The 17,460-nt window shown below is 49.8% G+C and carries 13 protein-coding genes; 3 read left to right on the top strand and 10 right to left on the bottom strand.

Features of this window, described 5'->3' with window-relative positions; translation table 11 throughout:
- From VIR50_RS12215 to VIR50_RS12200, 4 genes are all read right to left on the bottom strand, one after another.
- The coding region (locus VIR50_RS12215; RefSeq protein WP_331935389.1) for a TonB-dependent receptor at nucleotides 1-2,270 on the bottom strand (2,270 nt) is incomplete at its 3' end.
- A 153-nt stretch (nucleotides 2,271-2,423) separates the two neighbouring features.
- Complete coding sequence (gene recA, locus VIR50_RS12210) at nucleotides 2,424-3,440, bottom strand: recombinase RecA (RefSeq protein ID WP_331935388.1); 1,017 nt, start codon at nucleotides 3,438-3,440, stop codon at nucleotides 2,424-2,426.
- A gap of 23 nt (nucleotides 3,441-3,463) precedes the next feature.
- Nucleotides 3,464-4,702, bottom strand: a complete 1,239-nt coding sequence (locus VIR50_RS12205; protein ID WP_331935387.1) for a saccharopine dehydrogenase family protein — start codon at nucleotides 4,700-4,702, stop codon at nucleotides 3,464-3,466.
- An 87-nt stretch (nucleotides 4,703-4,789) separates the two neighbouring features.
- Entirely contained in the window at nucleotides 4,790-5,395 is a 606-nt protein-coding gene (locus VIR50_RS12200; RefSeq protein ID WP_331935386.1) for a DUF6621 family protein, read from the bottom strand.
- Between the two features lie 129 nt (nucleotides 5,396-5,524).
- Between VIR50_RS12200 and nhaD the strand changes: the two genes are divergently transcribed.
- A complete protein-coding gene (gene nhaD, locus VIR50_RS12195; protein WP_331935385.1) occupies nucleotides 5,525-6,874 on the top strand; it encodes a sodium:proton antiporter NhaD in 1,350 nt (449 codons plus the stop codon).
- Nucleotides 6,875-6,964: 90 nt separating this feature from the next.
- On the opposite strand, the gene cysK is transcribed toward nhaD, so the two are convergent.
- The gene (gene cysK / locus VIR50_RS12190) at nucleotides 6,965-7,912 is read right to left on the bottom strand and encodes a cysteine synthase A (RefSeq protein ID WP_331935384.1); all 948 of its coding nucleotides are present in this window, start codon (nucleotides 7,910-7,912) and stop codon (nucleotides 6,965-6,967) included.
- A gap of 168 nt (nucleotides 7,913-8,080) precedes the next feature.
- Nucleotides 8,081-9,376, bottom strand: a complete 1,296-nt coding sequence (locus VIR50_RS12185) for an O-acetylhomoserine aminocarboxypropyltransferase/cysteine synthase family protein (protein WP_331935383.1) — start codon at nucleotides 9,374-9,376, stop codon at nucleotides 8,081-8,083.
- A 233-nt stretch (nucleotides 9,377-9,609) separates the two neighbouring features.
- Between VIR50_RS12185 and VIR50_RS12180 the strand changes: the two genes are divergently transcribed.
- Together VIR50_RS12180 and VIR50_RS12175 are read left to right on the top strand one after the other, a co-directional pair.
- Nucleotides 9,610-10,428 (top strand): AAA family ATPase, encoded by an 819-nt coding sequence (locus VIR50_RS12180; RefSeq protein WP_331935382.1) that lies wholly within the window; start codon nucleotides 9,610-9,612, stop codon nucleotides 10,426-10,428.
- A gap of 67 nt (nucleotides 10,429-10,495) precedes the next feature.
- The gene (locus VIR50_RS12175) at nucleotides 10,496-11,479 is read left to right on the top strand and encodes a DUF4435 domain-containing protein (protein WP_331935381.1); all 984 of its coding nucleotides are present in this window, start codon (nucleotides 10,496-10,498) and stop codon (nucleotides 11,477-11,479) included.
- A 107-nt stretch (nucleotides 11,480-11,586) separates the two neighbouring features.
- Here VIR50_RS12175 and VIR50_RS12170 read toward each other — a convergent pair whose 3' ends face one another.
- From VIR50_RS12170 to dxs, 4 genes are all read right to left on the bottom strand, one after another.
- A complete protein-coding gene (locus VIR50_RS12170) occupies nucleotides 11,587-12,549 on the bottom strand; it encodes a type I phosphomannose isomerase catalytic subunit (RefSeq protein ID WP_331935380.1) in 963 nt (320 codons plus the stop codon).
- 83 nt (nucleotides 12,550-12,632) lie between these two features.
- Entirely contained in the window at nucleotides 12,633-14,090 is a 1,458-nt protein-coding gene (locus VIR50_RS12165) for a TrkH family potassium uptake protein (protein ID WP_331935379.1), read from the bottom strand.
- A complete protein-coding gene (gene trkA, locus VIR50_RS12160; RefSeq protein ID WP_331935378.1) occupies nucleotides 14,090-15,430 on the bottom strand; it encodes a Trk system potassium transporter TrkA in 1,341 nt (446 codons plus the stop codon). Before trkA ends, VIR50_RS12165 begins: the two co-directional genes overlap by 1 nt.
- Nucleotides 15,427-17,319 carry a 1-deoxy-D-xylulose-5-phosphate synthase gene (gene dxs, locus VIR50_RS12155; protein ID WP_331935377.1) on the bottom strand — a complete coding sequence of 631 codons (1,893 nt, stop codon included), beginning with the start codon at nucleotides 17,317-17,319 and terminating at the stop codon, nucleotides 15,427-15,429. The genes trkA and dxs overlap by 4 nt, the downstream gene beginning before the upstream one ends.
- Nucleotides 17,320-17,460: the final 141 nt, after the last annotated feature.

Genomic DNA, 17,460 nt, shown 5'->3' with positions numbered 1-17,460 from the left:
CCCCATAGGTCGATGGAGAGGAAACCCAAGTCGGCCTTTACGTGGGCGCCCATGACGGCGTAGAAGTCTTGGCTGTAGCTATTGGCCTCGTCCCAAAACAGTTGGCCTTGGGCGTTCATGTTGGCGCCTATGGTGATGGCTTTGAGCGTTCCGTTGAACGGAATGCGGTAATCGGCGTGGGCGGCAAGGGTGTGGGCCGGAATGAACGGCACTTTCTTGTCCTTGTAGTCCACGTTTTGCGTGGTGCCATTGATGGTGATTTCGTCGGTATATTCCTTGAACACGGCACGGGTGAAGCCGTAGCTGGCGCCCCATGACAGGTTGTCGTTGAGGGCATTGCCGCGCAATGTGGCTTCAATACCGCAACTGCTGCTCTTTCCTGCGTTGACCATCATGCGGCCGAAGCCGTAGTTGCCGGCCATGACGGAGAGCTGCTGATTGCGTAGCTGCATGTAGAACGCCGCGAAATCAAATTGGATTTTGTTATCAAAAAGGTTCAGGTGGGCACCCAATTCATAGTTCCAGCTCGTTTCAGGGTTGTACGCTATGGTCTTTTCTATCTTGCTGTAAGCCTCCTCGTCGTGGTCAATGGTGTAGTCGCCCCGCTGCGAACTGTTGTTGCGAAGTTCGGTTGAGAGAATGTCGGAGAACATCTGTATGTTGTAGCCTCCGGCCCTATAACCTTTGCTAACCACTGCGTAGACGTTGCTGCCTGACCGGTCGAGGTCGTAGCTAAGCCCTATTTTGGGCAACAGTTGGTTGAAATCGTTGTGGGCTTTGTTCTGCAACAATGATTTCAGAGTTACCGTAGCTTTCTTTCCCATCACCGTGGCGACGGATGTCATTTGGGCACTCGTGATGTAGTCTAACGACGTGTGACTGTAGTCATAGCGCAGTCCGAGGATGGCCTTGAGGCGCTCGGTGAGTTGGAAACTCGACTCATGGAAGAATCCGAGGTTATAAGTGGGTGTGCGGAACAGTCCCGGCACGATCGATAGGTCGGTCTCCATCTTCACGCCTCCCATGCGTTCTATCATGGCTTTGGCTTGTGCCTGCGCTTGTTCGGCGGTCACTCCGGGGCGTTGAAAGCGTGCGCTCATGCTCTTGACCATGGCGTCATACATGGCCGTGCGGATGGTGTTGCCCATGAAAGCGTCCATTTCGCTGTCGAAGAAGACGGGAGCGTCGGTCTTTAACCACTGCGCCGAGAAGGTTCCTCCCAAGGTCCAATGCCATAAGTTATTGCGATTGCTCTTGAGAACAAGCTCTTGCGTGAAAGCGTTTTGCAGTTGTTTTTGCTCCAAGTGCATGAAATCGGCAGGCATATAGTCGATGTCCATGCGCATGAAATCTTTCAGATATTGGTAGCTTGTGGTGGAGTTGAAGTCGAAATAGTTGCCTTTGAAGTTCACGCTGAGTGCGCTGTTGGCAATATTGCGACGATATTTTGACTGGTGGTTTGTGGCGGGATTGGCGGTCGTACCTTTCTCCAAATCCATCATTCCGTAGGGAAATCCGTTCTGGTCGGTGTACTCATAGTTGGCCCATAGGCCGATGTCCCAGCGCTGATTGGGCTTCCAAGCCAGTCGAAGTTTGGCTCCGGCTTCCTTGTATTTGTCGGCTCGTTCGCCGTTAAAGTCGTTTTTGAAAAATCCTTGCTGACCATTGTAGAAGCCACCGACCATGAATGCCAGCTTGCTGTTGAGCTTTTGATAGGTCGAGGCCTCGTAAAGTTGGTATCCGTGTGTGCCCAATCCTATTCTAAGGTCGGTGCCTTGGTAGTTCAGGGGGCTCTTGGTGTAAATGCGAATCAGCCCTCCCTCAGTGTTCATGCCGTAGAGGGTGCCTTGTGGTCCGCGCAGAATGTCGATGCGGGCGATGTCGAAATTATGGAAATTGAATGCGCTCTTGCTCATCAACGGTGCACCGTCTACGTATATGCCGATGGCGGGTGAGTTGATGCGTGAGCCTATACCACGCACGTACATGGATGAAGTGTAGCGTGAACCGTAGTTGGGCATGACGAAATTGGGCACGTAAGGAGCTACCTCCCGCAGGTCACGGGCACCTAAATTGGCAAGCTGCATGCCGGAATAAACGTTGCTGCTAAGCGTCTGATGGCGTAATAAAAACTGTTCTTTGGGTTGTGATACGACGACAACTTCATCGATTTCACGTACTTTTGATGTGTCTACAATGGCTTCCTCTGCCATCGAAAGAGTGGCTACGGCTAACGCTAAAGCCGTAGCCATCATCTTCTTCTTATTCATATCAATCTATGTGGTTTAATTAAATATTATCTCTTATAAGATGTCAATAGTCTTTTGACGTTGCAAAAGTATGACATTCTTATAAACGAAACAATCCTTATTTGTAAGGATTTCCACTACAAATAAGGATTGTTGATAAGAAAAAAGGCTGTTTTATGCCTGTTTGTCGGCTATGGCTTTCTTGATAAGACCTTCCAGTTCTTCGCAAAGCTCGGGGTTGTCTTTCAGTAAGTTCTTCGTGGCATCTCGTCCTTGAGCCAGCTTGCTGCCGTTATAGCTGAACCAGCTACCGCTCTTCTGTACGATTCCATACTCAACACCAAGGTCTACTATCTCGCCAATCTTGCTGATACCTTCGCCAAACGTAATCTCAAATTCGGCTTTGCGGAAGGGGGGAGCTACCTTGTTTTTCACTACTTTTACGCGAACTTGGTTGCCGATGACCTGATCGCCGTCCTTTATACTGGTGACACGGCGAATGTCTAAGCGCACGCTGGAGTAGAACTTCAGGGCGTTACCACCCGTTGTTGTCTCGGGATTGCCAAACATGACGCCTATCTTCTCACGCAATTGGTTGATGAAGATGCAGGTCGTATTGGTCTTGGCAATGGTTGCGGTGAGCTTTCTGAGGGCCTGACTCATGAGGCGTGCCTGCAAACCTACACGGTTGTCACCCATGTCTCCTTCAATTTCGGCCTTGGGAGTGAGGGCTGCCACGGAGTCAATCACAAGGATGTCGATGGCGCTCGAGCTGATAAGTTGGTCGGCGATTTGCAGCGCCTGCTCTCCATTATCAGGCTGACTGATCCACAAATTCTCGATGTCTACGCCTAATTTGGCAGCGTAAAAGCGGTCAAAGGCATGCTCCGCGTCGATAAACGCTGCTATGCCACCCGCCTTTTGTGCCTCTGCGATGGCGTGGATGGCCAATGTTGTCTTACCGGAACTTTCAGGTCCGTAGATCTCTATGATACGTCCTTTAGGGAAACCGCCCACGCCGAGCGCCGCGTCAAGGCCGATACTGCCCGTGGGAATGACCTCCACATTCTCTATATTCTCATCGCCCATGCGCATGATAGACCCTTTTCCGAAGTCTTTCTCTATCTTCGACATTGCCATTTGCAATGCTTTGAGCTTTTCGCTTTGCGCGTTTGTTTCTTCTTTTGCCATATATTATGCTCTAATTGTCGTTATTATAATTCCAAGTCGCCATCGAATACCTCGTTCCAAGGCAGTCCTTGCTTGTTCAGTTGCTCCATGAACGGATCCGGATCGAACTCTTCAACGTTCCAAACGCCGGGCTTACGCCACAAACCTTTGCAGAACATCATCGCTCCAATCATAGCCGGTACGCCGGTAGTGTAGCTCACTCCCTGCATGCCTGTCTCTTCAAAAGCGTCTTGATGCTTGCAGTTGTTATATATATAATAGGTGTGTTCCTCGCCATTTTTCAAACCACGGATGCGGCAACCGATACTGGTTTCGCCGTCGTAGTTCTGTCCCAAGTCCTGCGGATTGGGCAACACGGCCTTCAGGAACTGCAAAGGCACAATCTTAACCTTCACTTTCTGCTCCGGATTATCCGCCAAAGGAGCCTCGTACTCAATCTCATCAATGCGGCTCATACCGAGGTTCTCGATGCAATCCAAGTAGGTTAGATACTGCTGACCGAACGTCATCCAGAAGCGACCGCGCTTAATTGTGGGGTAGTTTTTCACCAAACTTTCCAACTCTTCATGGTGCATGAGATAGCTCTCACGGCCTCCTATGTTGGGATAAGTCAAAGTCTTATGTACTGCCAGCGGCTCTGTCTCTATCCATTTGCCGTCTTCATAGTAAAGACCTTTCTGTGTTATCTCGCGTATATTAATCTCCGGATTGAAGTTAGTTGCGAACGCTTTGTGGTGATTTCCCGCATTACAATCGACTATATCCAAATATTGAATCTCGTCGAAGTGGTGCTTTGCCGCGTAAGCAGTGTAGATTCCGGACACGCCCGGGTCGAAACCGCAGCCGAGAATGGCCGTAAGACCGGCCTTCTCAAACTTGTCTTTGTAGGCCCATTGCCAACTATATTCAAAGTGGGCCTCGTCCTTGGGCTCGTAATTGGCCGTATCCAAGTAGTTACAACCACACGCCAGACAAGCGTCCATGATGGTAAGATCCTGATAGGGGAGGGCCAAATTGATGACGAGTTCGGGCTTGAAATCGTTGAAGAGCGCCTTGAGCTGCTCCACGTCATCGGCATCTACCTGCGCCGTTTTGATATTATAGTTGTATCCTTTGTCATGTATGGACTTCACAAGCTCGTCACATTTGGACTTGCGACGTGACGCAATCATAAACTCAGTAAATACATCTGCATTCTGAACAATCTTGAATGCCGCCACAGTAGCTACGCCACCGGCTCCAATCATTAGTACTTTGCTCATTCTTCGGTTTTGATTTTAAAGAATTGGTATGTAGGAAAAAATGTTTAATTCAATATGTATGGGTGCTTATTCAAGCGGGAATACCGGTTATTCCTTGAACTCATCGCCTCTTACTCCCAGTGCGTTGGTGAGGGAATAGCCAAGTATTTCCTGACGGAAATTGCCACCGGTGAGCGGTTGCATGGCGAAAACGGTCACATGCTTGTCCTCGTCTATGTCCTTCAAAGCACGGCGTAAGCCATCCCACGTATCGGCATTGTCGGTGTCGGGTATCAACATTACCCGCTTCACATCCTTGTGGTTGCAAATGGTTCGGGCCATGTCGGTAAAGAAATCTTCCTTTGTCACGATTTCCTCCGTGGGATAAGCGGTGAATATGAATTCACCAAACCGGTTGTCATTGAAGGCCTGATTGTTGAGCTCCGTTGTGAGGTCAGCCGGCAGGAAATTATCAAGTCGCGGTTTTACCTTATTATATATAAAGATGACTTCCGTGGTCTGCTCACCCGGTTTCATGCCCCCGTCCAATCCGACATTGATTACCCACTGTGCCATATCGGCCTTTGGAATTTTCCGTCCCAGCATTCTCTCGAAATTGACAGTAAGGTTGAAAGCTACATTATCAATGAAATCGGCGTCCGCAATGATGACGTTCTCGTGCAGTTTTATATTGTTGGCTTCTAATGAGTTCATATCTTTGCAAAGATAAGGCAAACGGGCGAAATATCAAAGAATTTATTTTGTTATTTTGAAAAATCACCTATCTTTGCAAATCGTTATCTTAGCGCGTAATAATTTTCAAAAAACCTAATATTAGTTGTAATGAGTTCCTTAACTTTTTCTATTATTGCGGTGTTTGTCGTGGGCTACCTTTTTATCGCCTTAGAGAGCGTTACAAAGGTTAACAAAGCGGCAGTGGCACTGCTGATGTTCGTGCTTTGCTGGACATTATTCATGATTGATCCGAGTAGTTATATCTCTAATGCCGTGGGAAGTAATGTCGCTCAGGCCGTGAGTGAGGTCATTGAGAAACATTTAGGCAGCACGAGCACCACTCTGTTCTTCCTTATGGGCGCGATGACGATTGTTGAAATAGTCGACCAAAATGGCGGTTTCAACTTTGTACGCGGCGTCATGAAGACGAAAAGCAAGCGTGTTTTATTATGGCGTATTGCTTTTATGACTTTCTTCTTGTCGGCCATTTTGGATAATCTTACGACCAGTATCGTGATGATAATGATACTTCGGAAGTTGGTTCAAGACCATAAGGACCGCATCATTTACGCTTCGCTTGTCATTATCTCGGCCAATTCGGGAGGCGCGTTCTCGCCCATTGGTGATGTTACGACCATCATGTTGTGGAACAAGGGCGTCATTACGGCGGCCGGAGTTATCAAGGAAGTGCTGTTACCTTCTGTCGTCTCAATGGTTATCCCGGCCTTTATCATGCAGTACATGCTCAAGGGCGAGATGACCGTAGAGGCCGAGGCGGAGACCAACTCACACACTACGGCGCTCGATTTCACGGCTCATCAGCGCAAAGCCATCTTCTTCTTGGGCGTAGGCGGCCTGATGTTCGTGCCCGTTTTCAAGAGTATTACCCACTTGCCGCCGTTTGTCGGCATTCTGCTTGTGCTGGGTGTACTGTGGACAGCGACCGAAGTGTTCTATCGTAACCTCCACCGTGAGAAAGACGAGGAGGGCACCATGAAGCGTGTAACCAATCTGTTGAGCCATATAGATATGAGCACCATTCTCTTCTTCTTGGGCATATTGATGGCCGTGGCTTGTCTGGAGACCATCGGAGTGTTGGTTCAATTGGGTGAGACATTGAACGTTGCGTTCGACGGAAACCACTATGCCGTGACGGGAATCATCGGTGTTCTCTCAAGTATTGTGGACAATGTACCCCTCGTGGCGGGCTGTATGGGCATGTATCCGGTAGCTCCCACGGGCGACATGGCCATCGACGGAATCTTCTGGCAGCTGCTTGCATACTGTGCCGGCGTAGGTGGCAGCATGCTGATCATAGGCAGCGCTGCCGGCGTTGTGGTGATGGGATTGGAGAAAATCACCTTTGGCTGGTATATGAAGCACATCAGCTGGATAGCCTTCGTGGGCTATGTGGCCGGTATATTCTGCTATTGGCTGCTCAGAATGTTCGTGTTCTAAGAAAAGAAAACCACTTTATCATAAACGAAAAGCAGGCTTCCTTACATTCAAGGAAGCCTGCTTTTTTCATATATAGACTTGTGTTGGTCTCTACAAAGGATATTCGTCAAAGGCATAGAGCACCGTGCTGAGATAGCGCTCGCCCGTGTCGGGCAGCAATACCACGATGTTCTTGCCTTGGTATTCGGGGCGTTGGGCTATCTGCGAGGCCGCGTACACGGCGGCACCCGATGAGATTCCGACCAGCAAACCCTCAATTTGGGCCAGCTCGCGACCCGTGCGGATGGCGTCATCATTGTCTACGCTGACTACCTCATCTATGATGTCACGGTTGAATGTCTGCGGAACGAAGCCGGCGCCGATACCCTGAATCTTGTGAGGACCGGGCTGTCCGCCTTGCAGGACGGGCGATGTGGCCGGCTCCACGGCTATGACTTTCACGTTGGGATTGTTCTCTTTTAATCGTTTTCCTATACCCGATACGGTGCCACCCGTGCCTACTCCGGCGATGAACACGTCCACTTTGCCGTCGGTGTCGTCCCAAATCTCAACGCCGGTGGTGTCGTAGTGGCGCTGTGGATTGGCCGAATTCTCGAACTGGCCGGGAATAAACGCGCCGGGAGTGGCGTCACGCAGTTCCTCGGCAGCCTTGATGGCACCGGGCATACCGGCCTTTCCGTCGGTGAGTTTTACCTGCGCGCCGTAGGCTTTCACCAAGTTGCGACGCTCCACGCTCATCGTTTCGGGCATGGTAAGAATCAGCTTGTAGCCCTTCACGGCCGCGGCGAGAGCCAGTCCCACGCCCGTATTGCCGCTGGTAGGCTCGATGATTGTCGCGCCCGGATGGAGGATTCCCTTGCGCTCGGCGTCCTCAATCATGGCCAGCGCTACACGGTCTTTCACGCTTCCTCCGGGATTGAAATACTCTACTTTGGCGATGATGGGAGTGTTGAGGCCCTTTTGTTGGGAGTATTTTCCTAATTGAACCAATGGCGTATGGCCTACCAGTTCGGTGATGTTGTTATAAATCTTGCTCATAATATATTGATGAATGGTTTATGAAAGTTGCCTTTTGGCGTTGTAAGAGTGGCCCTTTCATCGCCCCAAAGGGCTGTTTTGACGAGGTGAAAGGGCCACTCTTGGAAAGTGAGCCTCGGCTTTTTATCGTAAAATAAGCCAATGGCCTGATAATCAGCGTTTATCGGTTTAGCCTACATGGCTGAAGGCTTCGTCGAGCGCATCTATCAAGTCGGCCACATTCTCCGTACCTATGCTGAGGCGGATGGTCGACGGGTAGAGGTGCTGGTCGTTGAGTTCATCGGCCGAAAGCTGCGAGTGAGTGGTCGTGGCGGGGTGAATCACGAGGCTCTTCACGTCGGCCACGTTGGCCAAGAGTGAGAAAATGCGGAGGTGATCGATGAATTGCCATGCTTCCTTCTGCCCGCCTTTGATGTCGAAAGTGAAAATGCTGGCGGCGCCGTTGGGATAGAGTTGCTTGTAAAGCGCATGGTCGGGATGGGACGAAAGGGCCGGATGGTTGACGCGTTCCACCTTCGGATGGTGGGCCAGATAGTCCACTATCTTCAACGCGTTGGCTACATGACGCTCCACACGGAGGCTCAATGTCTCAAGCCCTTGCAGCAAAATCCAAGCGTTGAAGGGGCTGATGGCGGCTCCGGTGTCGCGCAGTATGACGGCCCTGATGCGTGTTACGAAGGCTGCCGGGCCTGCCACGTCGGCGAAGATGACGCCGTGGTAGGATGGCTCGGGCTTGCCCAAGGTGGGGAATTTGTCGGCGTTGGCTTTCCAATCGAACTTGCCCGCGTCGATGATGACGCCACCCAAGGACGACCCGTGGCCGCCGATGAACTTGGTGGCGCTGTGTATCACGATGTCGGCACCATGCTCAATGGGACGAATAAGATAAGGAGTGCCGAAGGTATTGTCGATGATGAGCGGCAGCTGATGGCGGTGGGCAATGTCCGCCCATTTGTCAATGTCGGTCACGTCGGAGTTCGGATTGCCGAAGGTTTCGGCGTAGAGGGCCCGTGTCTCGGGACGTATGGCGGCCTCGATGGCCTCGAAGTCGCGCGGGTCTACGAAGGTATGACTAACACCTTGGTTAGTAAGCGTATGCTCAATGAGGTTGGTCGTGCCACCGTAAACGTTCTTTGCGGCTACGATGTGTTGGCCTTGGAGCACGATGTTTTGCAGCGCGTAGGTCACGGCGGCGGCTCCCGAGGCTACTGCCAAGCCGGCTACACCGCCCTCGAGGGCTGCCACCCGCTCCTCGAAAGCGCCTTGGGTGGAGTTGGTAAGACGGCCGTAGATGTTGCCGGCGTCGCGGAGACCGAAGCGATCGGCTGCATGTTGGGCATTGTGGAAGACGTAGCTGGTAGTCTGGTAAATGGGTACCGCACGTGCGTCGGTGGCCGGGTCGGCCTGTTCTTGTCCTACGTGCAGTTGTAATGTCTCGAAGTGTAGTTTCTTTTCTGTGCTCATAATTTGGTCTCCTTTGTAATCTTTTTAAAAATTAAGTTCTATTTATCGAATGCAAAGGTAGGGCTTATCCATGGGTTATACAATCGCACGAATATGTCATTTTATCTACCATATTCGTGGTAGAAAGCCCGTGTGAGGCTTTAATTTTGATGATTTTAACCCATATTTCATGGCTTTGCCGCTGATTGTCGATAATTTTATGTAAGTTTGCTATTACAATAAGATAGAGCACTATGCAGAAATACGTGGATTATATTGAGCAGATTGAGATTGATTCTCTTTGGAGTGGGGTGAAGCATGTGGTGTGGAATCTTGATCCGAAGGTCAACATTCTCAGTGGCGTTAACGGCGTTGGAAAGAGCACTATATTAAATAAGGTGGTGAAAGGGCTGCGTGGCGGTGGCGAGTTTACCAGCCAAATGCTTCGCGGCGTCCATCTGAAAGTAAGTCCCGGCGACGCTTGCAGGATACGGTTTGACGTAATCAGGTCGTTCGACAGGCCGTTGATGAACGCCGATACCATATCGAAGATGGATATGAGTCTGGTCACCGAGCTCGATTGGCAGCTCTTTCAGTTGCAGCGTAAGTACTTGGATTATCAGGTTAACATAGGCAATCGCATGATAGAAGTGCTGCAGAGCGGGGCTGCCGACGCTGCCGCGCAGGCGCAACGATTGTCATATCCCAAGCAGCTTTTCCAAGACATGATAGACAATCTCTTCGCCGATACGGGCAAGAAGATTATCCGCACCGAGAACGAGATACGTTTTTCGCAGATTGGCGAGACCTTGGTGCCCTATCAGCTATCGAGCGGCGAGAAGCAAATGCTCTGCATCCTATTGACCGTTTTGGTGGAGGACAACCTGCCCTATGTGCTCTTCATGGACGAGCCCGAGGTGTCATTGCACTTTGAATGGCAGAAACAGTTGATTGACTTGGTGCTGAAGCTCAACCCCAATATACAGCTTATCATGACCACCCATAGCCCGGCGGTCATCATGAATGGCTGGGGCGACCATGTGACCGAGGTGACCGACATCACCCAAGAATAGGGCGACGCACGGCGACGGATAGGAAATAACACGACGAATCACAGCATGGCAGGGGAGACTTACGGCGATGAAACATTTGAAAGAGAACATCAATTCACGGTATTTTGAGGCCTATAACCAACTGACTTCCAAGCAGGCGCGCCGCAAAATAGTGGCCTACGTGGAGAGTTATGACGACATTTTCTTCTGGAGGACGATTCTGTCGCCCTATGAGAACGCCACCCGCTATTTTGAAATCATGTTGCCTTCCCGGGCCAATCACTTGGAACGGGGCAAGAAGGCGGCGCTGGCCAACATCCTGAATGGCGTGGGCAGGGACATGATAGCCTGCGTGGACGCCGACTATGATTATCTGATTCAGGGTAGGACGGAGGTTTCCAAGACGATAGTGGATAACCCGTATGTGTTTCATACCTATGCCTATGCCATAGAGAATTTGCAGTGTTACGCGCCGTCGCTTCACACTGTGTGCGTCGCTGTGACGCTGAACGACCGTATGATATTTGATTTCGTGAGCTTCTTTGCCGAGTATTCCGAAATTATTTTCCCACTTTTTATTTGGAATATATGGTATTATCGCTCCCCGTCGTACGGTGATTTTACGCTGACCGACTTTAATCGGGTCATTGAGTTGGGCAATTTCGATCCCTTGAACTACGAGGAGGCTTTTCGCAAACTGCGGAAGAAAGTGGCCCGAAAGGTGAGAGAATTGCAGAAAGAGAACCCTGACGCCGCCGCTTCCTATCAGGAGGTGAAAGCCGAGTTAAAGGCGTTGGGCGTCACGCCGCAGACCACCTATTTATATATACAAGGCCACCATTTGTTTAATAAGCTGGCGGTTCCGGTGTTGGATAAGGTGTGTTATCGTCTTTATCATGAGCGTGAGCAGGAAATAAAGCGTGAGGCGGTGCACAATACGCAGTATCGTACCGAGTTGTCGTGCTATAATAACAGCATAGAAGAGCTTGTCCCCATGCTCAAGAAGAACGTGAATTTTATGGATTCAGAGCCTTATAAGCGTTTGCGGGCTGACTTGTCGCGCATAAAATAAGCGCCGACATGCGGTTGATGTCGGCGCTTATGGCGTTTTCTTAACAAGTCTTTTCTATTTGAGAAGAATGGTTACGAAATGTTGTTACGGCTAAGAGCCGTTTTGATTTACACGTAAGTTTCCAAGAATTTGATTTCTCCCTCAACCTTGATTTGTTGGGTTGTGGCGGGAATCAGTAGGGTTTCGCCGGCTTTCAGCGTGGTTTCGTTGCCCTCGTTGTCCTTGATTTTGCCTTCGCCTTTCATGCCGATGAAGATGACAAAGCTGTCAAGTTCGCTATAGTCGAGCGTCATTGGTTCTGTCAGGTCGTACACGGCTGTGGTGAAGTAAGGGCAGCTGACGAGGTTGACGCCTTCGTTCTGCTTGGGCATATACTCGGTACGGTAGTCCTTAGACACGTTGTAGTCGATACATTCCGAGGCTTCTTGGGTGTGGAGTTGGCGGCAGTTGCCGTCTTTGTCCTTACGTTTGTAGTCGTAAATGCGGTAGGTGACGTCGCTGGTTTGCTGTATCTCGGCCAAGAAACAACCGGTTCCGACGGCGTGGATGCGGCCGGCCGGCAGGAAGAAACAGTCGCCTTCTTTCACCTCGTACTGTGCCAAGGCGTCGCAGATGGTGTCGTTCTCTACCATTTCCTTGTACTGTTCGGGCGTTATTTGCATCTTCAAACCGCTGTAAAGTTTGGCGTCTTTATCCGAGTTCATGATGTACCACATTTCTGTTTTGCCACGTCCTTTGCCTTGTTTCTTGGCTATTTCGTCCGTGGGATGTACTTGGATGGAGAGGTCACTGCGTGCGTCGATGAACTTGATGAGCAGCGGGAACTCGTCGCCGAAGCGCTTGTAGTTGTCAGCTCCTACGAGTTTATCCTTTTGTTGGGCCACGATTTCATTGAGTTTCATGCCTTTGAACTCGCCGTCTTTCACGATTGTCTCGTTGTCTTTTACGCCGGAGATCTCCCAACTCTCACCTACGTTTTCCTGATTGTCGGCTAATTGCTTGAATGGGATAATCTTGTTACCGCCCCATATTGTTGATTTAAGTAAGGGATTGAATTTAATGGGTTGCATAATGTTTGTATTTTTAAATGTTGAAAAATCAAGTTTTGTTGACCGGCCATGGTCCTTCGTGCTTGTCGTTTATGAGCGTCGCGTTACCGTTCCTTCCAAAAGGTGGGGGTGAAAATCACGAGAACGGAGAATATTTCCAAACGTCCTATGAGCATAAGGATGGAGCAGAACCACTTGATATAGTCGGGTAGCTCCGACCAACTCATCGTCGGACCAATCTCCAAGCCCAATGTTGGGCCCACGTTGCCAATGCAACTGAGGATGATAGTGATGGCGTTGGTGTTGTCTATGCCCGAAGCTATTAGCAGGAAGGATGACAACAAGCATATCATCAGGTAGATGGTAAGGAATGCCAGCAGTGTGACGCGCTGTTGCGAGGGCACATTCACGCCGTCAACCTTCATCGGTAACACAGCGTTAGGGTGCAATAGTTGGGTAAATTCGTTCTTGATGACTTTCAGAAGCATGACGCCTCGAATGCTTTTCAGACCACCGCTGGTGCTGCCGGAGCAAGCTCCGAAGAACATACATGCCGCCAACACTACCCATGTTACGTGTGGCCAAGTGCCCGCGTCGTCATTAAAGAGACCGGTGGTCGTGATGAATGAGACGACTTGGAAGATGGCACACCTGAATGCTTTTTCAAGTTCGTAACTGTTGCGTACCATCAACTCCACCATGATAAATACCGTGAAACCGGCTATCATGGCAAGATAGAACTTGAATTCGGAACTCTTCCATATACTTAGGGGCTTCATTTTTACGACCGATATATATAACAATGTGAAGTTAACTCCTGACAAAAAGCAGAATAAAGTGTTGATATATTCGATGGTAGGGGATAGAAAGAACTCGGTACTTGAGTTGTGGGTAGCGAATCCACCGGTAGCGGTTGTGGTCATGGAGTAGTTCACACTGTCGAACAAACTCATGCCCGCGCCCCAAAAGGACAGCCAACAGCCAACGGTTAAGATAAGGTATATGGTCCAAATCCATTTGGCATTGGTGCTCAACCGTGGGTGAAGTCGGGTCTTGATGGGGCCTGTGGCTTCCGCCGCAAACACCTTTACGGAACCTCCAACGAATGATGGTAAGATGGCGATGGTAAAGAATACGATACCCAAACCACCTATCCATTGGGTCATCGAACGCCAAAACAATAGGCCGTGGGGCAGTGCTTCCACGTCGTCTATGATGGTGGCGCCGGTCGTAGTGAAGCCCGACATCGTCTCAAAAAAGGCCGATGACAGATTCGTTATGTATCCGCTGATGAGAAAGGGCAGCATTCCGAAGATACTGAAGATAATCCATGAGAGCGTCACCACTAAATAAGCGTCGCGGCGGGCCATGTTATTATCGGCGTTGCGGCCGAGGAGCTGAAGGGTCAGCCCTACTATCATTGTGAAGACAACAGTAATAATGAAAGCGAAAGAGTCGTCTTCACCGTAGTAGAAAGCCATAATGGTACAAAGCGACATCAGCACGGCTTCTATCATAAGCAGCGACCCTAATACCCTGAATATGGTTTTTAGATTAATCATCAGTTGAATAGATTTTCAATCTTTTTCATGTTAGTATTGTGGCAGAACACCATGACGGAGTCGCCGGCTTCTATCTGTGTGTTACCCGAAACAAGGATTCCTTCGCCTTTTCTCACCAAACCACCGATTGTAACGCCGTAAGGCAGTCCCAAGTCTTTTACCGGTTTGAGGGTCACCTTGGCCCCTTCGGAGGGTATGAACTCCGCAACGTCGGCGTTGGCGTTCATCAGGAAGCGCACGTTTTGCACGTTGGCATCAAGCATCATTTGGTAAATATGACTTGCGGCGATGGCCTTCTTGTTGATAATCGTACCAATATCCAAGCTCTCGGCCATGCTAACGTAGTCCATATTTTCTACCATTGCCACTGTCTTTCGTACGCCAAGGCGCTTCGCGGTAAGGCAAGCTAAGATGTTGGTTTCCGTATTTCCGGTGAGCGCGACGAACGCTTGCGTGTTCTTAACGCCTTCCTCAACCAATAAGGATATATCTCTTCCGTCGCCATAGATGACCATCGTGTCGTCATCAAGGAGCGTATTGAGTTGTTCGCAGCGCTTTTCGTCCATCTCGATAATCTTAACATCCATGTATTCGGGCATGGTTTTCACGGCGCGAACAGCCGTTCGACCGCCTCCCATCACCATAACATTCTTGACATCAACGTAATGTTCCTTGCCCACAATCTTACGAATATAAGGTATGTATTGGCGTGTGGTCATGAAATAGGCAAGGTCGTAGAGTTTCAACTCATCATTACCATTGGGAATAATGGTCTCATCGCCACGCTTGATGGCCACCACGTGATAGGGATCATTGGGCCCGCTGATGTTCTTGAGTGGCTCGTTAAGGATCTCGCAGGTCTCTCTGAGCTTGATACCAAGCATGACCAAGGCGCCCCCATGCACGTCCCAACGCTGTCGAACCCAACTCATTTTGAGGCCGTTGTTGATGTCTGTCGCCGCTAACATTTCAGGATAAATCAGCGAAGTGACGCCTAATTTCTTGAAAAACTGCTCTAATTCGGGTTGCGTATATTCGTAGTTATCGATTTTCGCGACCGTTTTCTTGGCGCCTAAAGCCTGCGCCAGCGTGCAACTTGTCATGTTACGGCTCTCATTGGGCGTAACGGCGATAAATAAATCAGCCTTCTCTATGCCTGCGTCTTTCAAGGCTTGAATGCTTGTACACGACGCACATAGGGTCATCAAGTCGAAGTCTGTCCCTAATTGTTCTAATCTTTCGGCGTCATCATCCATAAGGATAATGTCATTATTGTTGCGTGACAGCAATTTCGCCAAATAGGTTCCGATGGCATAAGCGCCAGCTATTATAATCTTCATTTCAGATTTTGTATGATGCTTTCATTGTCATAACCACAGATTCTTTTCAGCTCTTCGATGGTTCCATGCTCTACAAACGCGTCGGGCATGCCGAGCCTTGTCACCTTTGGGAAGAAGTTGTGGTCGTTCATCCATTCGAGAACAGCGGAACCCATACCGCCGTTTCTCACGCCGTCTTCAATGGTTATGATGTGTTTGAACTTACTTCCGATTTCCTGAAGGAGCGTCTCGTCCAACGGTTTAAGGAAGCGTATGTCGTAATGGGCGATAGATTTGGGGAGGTCTTTGATAATCTTCTCCACCTCAACTCCTATAGGCCCAATGGTCAGCACAGCCACATCGGTACCGTCGTGGAGCTTTCGTCCCGTGCCCACAGGTATCTCTTCTAACGGGCATTTCCAATCAACGAGCGATCCTCTGCCCCGCGGGTAGCGGATGACAAACGTCCCCTTACCGGGCAATTGCGCCGTGTACATCAGCTTTCGCAGCTCATGTTCATCCATAGGGCTGGCAATTGTCAGGTTAGGAACTGCTCTCAGGGCGGCCATATCAAAGGCTCCGTGATGCGTGGGGCCATCGGGACCCACCAAACCGGCCCTATCCAAGCATATCACTACGGGCAGATTAAGAATGGCGAGGTCATGAATGATATTGTCATAGGCTCGTTGCGAGAATGAGCTATATATATTACAGAAAGGTATAAGGCCATCTTTGGCCATGCCACCCGAGAAAGTGATGGCGTGGCCTTCGGCTATTCCCACATCGAAAACACGTTCGGGAATGGCTTTCATCATGATATTCATGGAACAACCTGACGGCATTGCCGGCGTGACACCTACGATACGGCTGTTCTGTTGGGCCAATTCGAGCAGCGTCTGACCGAAAACTTCTTGGAAATTAGGAGGTAAATTCTCCGTGTTCTGTACCTTTCTCAATCCTGTTACGGGGTCAAACATGCCCGGGGCATGCCAAATCGTGGCCTGCGCTTCCGCCGGTTTGTAGCCTTTACCCTTGACAGTATGCAGATGAAGGAGCTTAGGTCCCTTCATGTCTTTGAGCTGATTGAGCACCCGAACGATGTTAGTTACATCGTGACCGTCGAATGGTCCGAAGTAGCGGATGTTCATTCCCTCGAAGATATTTTGCTGATGACTGAGCGCACTCTTCAAAGCGTTGTTGAGACGGATAATCCCTTTGCGTCTGTCATCATTGAGATAACCTTTGCTATGGAGCCATCTGCTGGCCTTGAAGCGCAGCTTGTTATAGGTAGCATTGGTGTCGAGCTTGAGCAAATACTGCTCCATTCCTCCCACGGCACGGTCGATTGACATGTCGTTGTCGTTGAGAATGATGAGTAAGTTATTGGGAGTGCTCGACGCGTTGTTGAGTCCTTCAAACGCCAAACCGCCGCTCATGGCTCCATCACCGATAACCGCCACTACATGACGGTTCTTTTCCGACGGGTCATCGGCAGCCAAACGCTCGGCCGCAACGGCCATGCCTAATGCGGCAGAGATAGAGTTGCTGGCGTGTCCGCAGGTGAAAGTATCGTACTCACTCTCAACGGGCGTGGGGAAAGGACGTATTCCATGGAGCTTCCGATTGGTGCAAAACTGCTCCCGACGGCCGGTAAGAATCTTATGGCCATAGGCCTGATGACCTACATCCCATACAATACGATCGTGCGGAGCCTCAAAAACGTAGTGCAAAGCCACGGTCAATTCCACCACTCCTAATGAGGAAGCGAAATGCCCGGGATTAACACTGACTTCCTGAATAATATCCTCTCGAAGCTCACGACATACCTCGGGTAACTCTTCAACCTTAAGTTTTCGTAAGTCGGAGGGGTACTTTATACTATTAAGTAGCTTCAATTCCTTGGAATCCATCTATGTCATTTATGTATTATATCAATGTTGCCATTCGCCCGTTATCGGCAAAAACATTTCTGCCTGATGGCTTGGCAATGTCAATAAAAGCGCTAAGTTGAAAACGCAACCTAACTTATGCAAAGATAGATATTAAAATTG

This window comes from Prevotella sp., assembly GCF_036570325.1.
Lineage (GTDB): Bacteria > Bacteroidota > Bacteroidia > Bacteroidales > Bacteroidaceae > Prevotella.
This window is presented reverse-complemented; position numbering and strand designations above follow the sequence as displayed.